Annotated in this window: 4 protein-coding genes; all 4 read left to right on the top strand. The window is 60.9% G+C overall.

The window, feature by feature from the left end; genetic code table 11:
* A partial coding sequence (locus AC2VOU_RS08835; RefSeq protein ID WP_486957039.1) for a phytoene desaturase family protein occupies window positions 1-957 on the top strand: 957 nt, incomplete at its 5' end.
* An 8-nt stretch (window positions 958-965) separates the two neighbouring features.
* Window positions 966-1,745 carry a cyclase family protein gene (locus tag AC2VOU_RS08830; RefSeq protein WP_486957038.1) on the top strand — a complete coding sequence of 260 codons (780 nt, stop codon included), beginning with the start codon at window positions 966-968 and terminating at the stop codon, window positions 1,743-1,745.
* A 176-nt stretch (window positions 1,746-1,921) separates the two neighbouring features.
* Window positions 1,922-3,232, top strand: coding sequence for an MFS transporter (locus tag AC2VOU_RS08825; RefSeq protein ID WP_486957037.1), 1,311 nt, complete (start codon window positions 1,922-1,924; stop codon window positions 3,230-3,232).
* 197 nt (window positions 3,233-3,429) lie between these two features.
* The gene (locus AC2VOU_RS08820) at window positions 3,430-3,729 is read left to right on the top strand and encodes a CDGP domain-containing protein (protein ID WP_486957040.1); all 300 of its coding nucleotides are present in this window, start codon (window positions 3,430-3,432) and stop codon (window positions 3,727-3,729) included.
* The last annotated feature ends 152 nt before the right edge of the window (window positions 3,730-3,881 follow it).

Genomic DNA, 3,881 nt, shown 5'->3' with positions numbered 1-3,881 from the left:
GGCGGCATGATGCTTCCAGTGCTCGCTGCGACGTTGCACGGCTTCGGTCTGCCCGTCGTCAAGGGTGGCGCAGCGAACATGGTTTCCGCGTTTCGGGATCTTTTCGACGAACTGAATGTGCAGGTATACACCGAGTGGCCGGTCGAACGAATCGTCATCGATGGCGGCCGAGCCGTCGCTGTCGAAGCCGGAGGTCGCCGTCTGCGGGCACGCCGTGCCATCCTCGCCTCGGTCACTCCAACTGCGCTCTACGGTTCATTGCTTGCCCCGGACCCCAGCTTGGCGGGGTTGCGCGGTCAAGCTGACGCCTATCGGTACGGGCGCGCTGGGATGCAAATACATGTGGCCCTATCGTCTGAGCCGAGATGGCACGACCAGCGGTTGGGCAGCATTCCACTGATTCACATCACCGATGGCTCGGGGAGCACGGCGATCGCCTGCGCTGAAGCCGAGGCCGGACTGCTGCCGAGGGCTCCCACTGTAGTGGTAGGGCAACAGTTCCTACTTGACCCGACACGAGTGCCCAAGGGAGCAGGCTCGTTGTGGTTGCAGTTGCAGGAAGTACCGTTTAGGGTGCGCGGTGACGCGGCGGGTCAACTCGACACCGCGGCTGGATGGACTGATGAATTGGCGCAGGCCTACGCTCAGCGTGCGCTGGATCGTGTCGCCGAACACACTCACGGCCTCGCCGCGCAAGTTCTTTGCATAAATGCAATCCCACCCACACGGCTGCAGGGCTACAACGTGAACGCTGTGGCAGGGGATCCATATGGAGGCAGCGCCGAGCTTGACCAAAATTTTCTGTGGCGTCCATTCCCCGGTGCAGGCCGGCATCGCACATGCATCACAGGCTTGTGGCATATCGGTGCGTCGACTCGTCCAGGGGCGGGGCTCGGCGCGGGTTCTGGACACCTTGTTGCTACCGCGCTAGCTGGGCGTTGGCGCCACCGTAGTTAGGAGTTGGAATGTCCTTGCTTATCGATGTACTGGCAGGAATTGCTACTGAGCGAATCGAACTGATCGATTTGACTGCGCCGTTGACCGAGGAGACACCGGTGCTGGCGTTGCCGGAACCATTCAAAAATACTCAACCATTCCGACTCGAGCTGATCAGTTGTTACGATGAGAATGGCCCGGCGTGGTATTGGAACAACATCCGCACAGGGGAGCACACCGGAACTCATGTGGACGCACCGAAACACTGGATAACCGGCAAGGACGGACTCGACGTTTCGCAACTGCCATTGAAATCGCTGATTGCCCCGGCTGTTGTTCTTGACGCGACCGACGAGGTCGCTGAGAACCCGGATTTCCTCCTTGAAGTGTCCCATATCGAGAAGTGGCAGGAGGCTCATGGCGCCTTGCCCGCCAATGGATGGTTGCTATATCGCACTGGTTGGAGTGCGAGACGTACCAATGCTGCGAAATTTCTGAATACTGACCTCAGCGGCTCACATACTCCGGGCGTATCCGTTGAGTGTGCACGGTGGTTAGCCCACCGGAGTCCGCTGGTAGGATTTGGCGTCGAGACCGTCGGCATCGACGCCGGACGGGCCGCGACGCTGGAGCCAGCGTTTCCTTGTCACCAGTACCTCCTCGGTGTCGGCAAGCTGGGGCTGACGCAGTTACAGAACCTCGATCGCCTGCCAACCACCGGCATCGCGTTGGTGGTGATGCCGTTACCGATTGACGGCGGATCGGGTAGCCCAGCACGAGTGGTCGCAATGATTGAACGAGAGGATTAGGTAGCGGTGGGCCCCTGACAGCCACCCGGACCGCACTTTCACCAGCAAGCAACGACGAACTTTCCACTTGGCCATCAACCATTATTCATGATCAACCACCAACCCGTGCTCGACGCATATAGAGGATCGCCATGACCATAAACATGCAGCAGCCATATACGGCCGGAGACCCGCCAGTGCGCACACGCAGCGGGTTGATCGTGGTCGTGCTGTGCTTTTTCACGCTAGCGGCGGACGGGTACGACCTGATCGTCTACGGCGCATCGGTTCTACAGCTGTTATCTGAGCCCGGATGGCAGATGATGCCGGCCACCGCAGGTGCCATCGGCAGCTGGACCCTGGTGGGAATGATGGTGGGCTTTTTGCTCTCGGGCCCGCTCACCGACCGGTTCGGCCGTCGGAAGGTCATCATGCGGGGGATCGTATGGTTTTCGATCTGGTCGGTGGCCTGCGCCCTCGCTCAGGCACCCGCTTTCCTAGGTGCCGCGCGGTTTCTCGCGGGGATCGGACTGGGCGGTGTTATCCCCTCCGCGGTCGTTCTGACCTTGGAGTTTGCGCCGATTGGCCGTCGGCAGCTCTACACCGCGCTGATGCTGACGGGCTACTCCGCTGGTGGGGTGATGGCCGCGCTGGTCGCGCTGGTGGTCATCCCGAACCACAGTTGGCGTCTCCTGTTTGCCATCGCCGGTGTGTTTCTCCTGATCCTGCCGGCAATGTACTTCTGGCTGCCCGAGTCCACCCACCACGTGGCACTGCAGGGCAGGCCCGACGAGGCCCGCGCCATCGCGCAGCGACACCGGCTGGACGTCAACGCCTTGAAGGCCGAATACGAGGAACACAAAGGCCATGCCCGAGGCAACGACGGCACCATCCATCACGGGTACCGGCTGCTGCTCTCACATAAGTTCCGGCAGACCGCGCTGACCTTCACGGTCCTGTGTTTCTGTTCGCAATTAGCCGTCTACGGCTTGAACACCTGGCTGCCGGAATTTATGCGCGACTCAGGCTATGCCGTCGGGCCGTCCCTGCGGTTCTTCCTGCTCCTCCAGGCCGGTGCGGTCGTTGGCATGATTGGCGGAGCGCAGCTGGCGGACCGGCTGAACCATAAGCTGGCGATGTTCGGGTGTTTCCTTATCGGAGCGATATCGGTGGTGGCACTCGCATGGCACCTGAACGGTAGCCTGCTGATAATCGCGGTCGTGGGCGCCGGGCTCGGAACCGCCGGAACGGCCATGCTGCTTTATGGCTATACCGCCGCATACTTCCCGGTGTCTTGCCGTGGTACGGCAGTTGGTGCGTCCATGGGACTGGGCCGCCTCGGGTCGATCCTCGGTCCGCTGCTTGGAGGCTGGGTCCTCGGCTCGAGCCTGAGCCAGGAATGGAACTTCTACACTTTCGCCATACCGTTGGCCGTCGCTGCCGTCGTCACCGTGTCGGTCACCGCGGTAGGGTCATCGTCGAAGTCGTCGCCTAGTCATCACTCGTAGCTGGGGTCGAGGCGTGTCCAGTGGACGGGTCTGCGTCCCAATCTGCGGGCTGCGCACCCCAGCGAGGGAAAGATCGCGGCTTGCCGGTGGCGCATCTCCCGGCCTGGCGGCCAACACCGCCGGCGGCGGCGCATGGTCAATCAACAGGAATGCATGGGAAAGTATAGATTCTTAAGCACTATGATAAGGTGGCTTTCATGTCCAGGCGAATACGACAACCGGTTGCTGCCGTCGTTGTGGGGGCTGCATTCTTGCTCACCGAATGGCCGGCCGCTTCCAGCACCGCTCTCGCATCACCGAATCTAGAAAATTGTGCGAGGTACGAAGGAGCAGTGTTTTGCGATGGCCCCATCAGTCCCAACAAGAGCTGGGAGCGCTGCGAAACGACCCCCGGTTACATATTATCATTTCCGGGTGCTTATCTCCCACCGATTCGCAAATGCCTGCGGGTAACGCGAAATAATCTGCGGTTCGGTCCGCCGTACCACATCGGGTGACTGGGATTGGCTGGTCAACGTCAAAATTTCAACGTGACTCAGGCTGTCGAGGTTGTCCCGGCTCTCGTAGAAATTGAGGTGGCGGTCCCCCGCTCGTGACCTGCCGTGTGGTAAGTCTCGGGCGTTCCACCAAGAACACCAAGAGAAGGGGA

The organism is Mycobacterium sp. TH-M25, from assembly GCF_057473665.1.
Note: the sequence above shows the minus strand (reverse complement) of the source record. Positions and strands in the feature narration are given on the sequence as shown.

Excerpts from the sequence above, each read along its gene's own strand:
- AC2VOU_RS08820 (WP_486957040.1), top strand. The coding sequence starts at position 3,430 with ATGTCCAGGCGAATACGACAACCGGTTGCTGCCGTCGTTGTGGGGGCT.
- AC2VOU_RS08830 (WP_486957038.1), top strand. The coding sequence starts at position 966 with ATGTCCTTGCTTATCGATGTACTGGCAGGAATTGCTACTGAGCGAATC.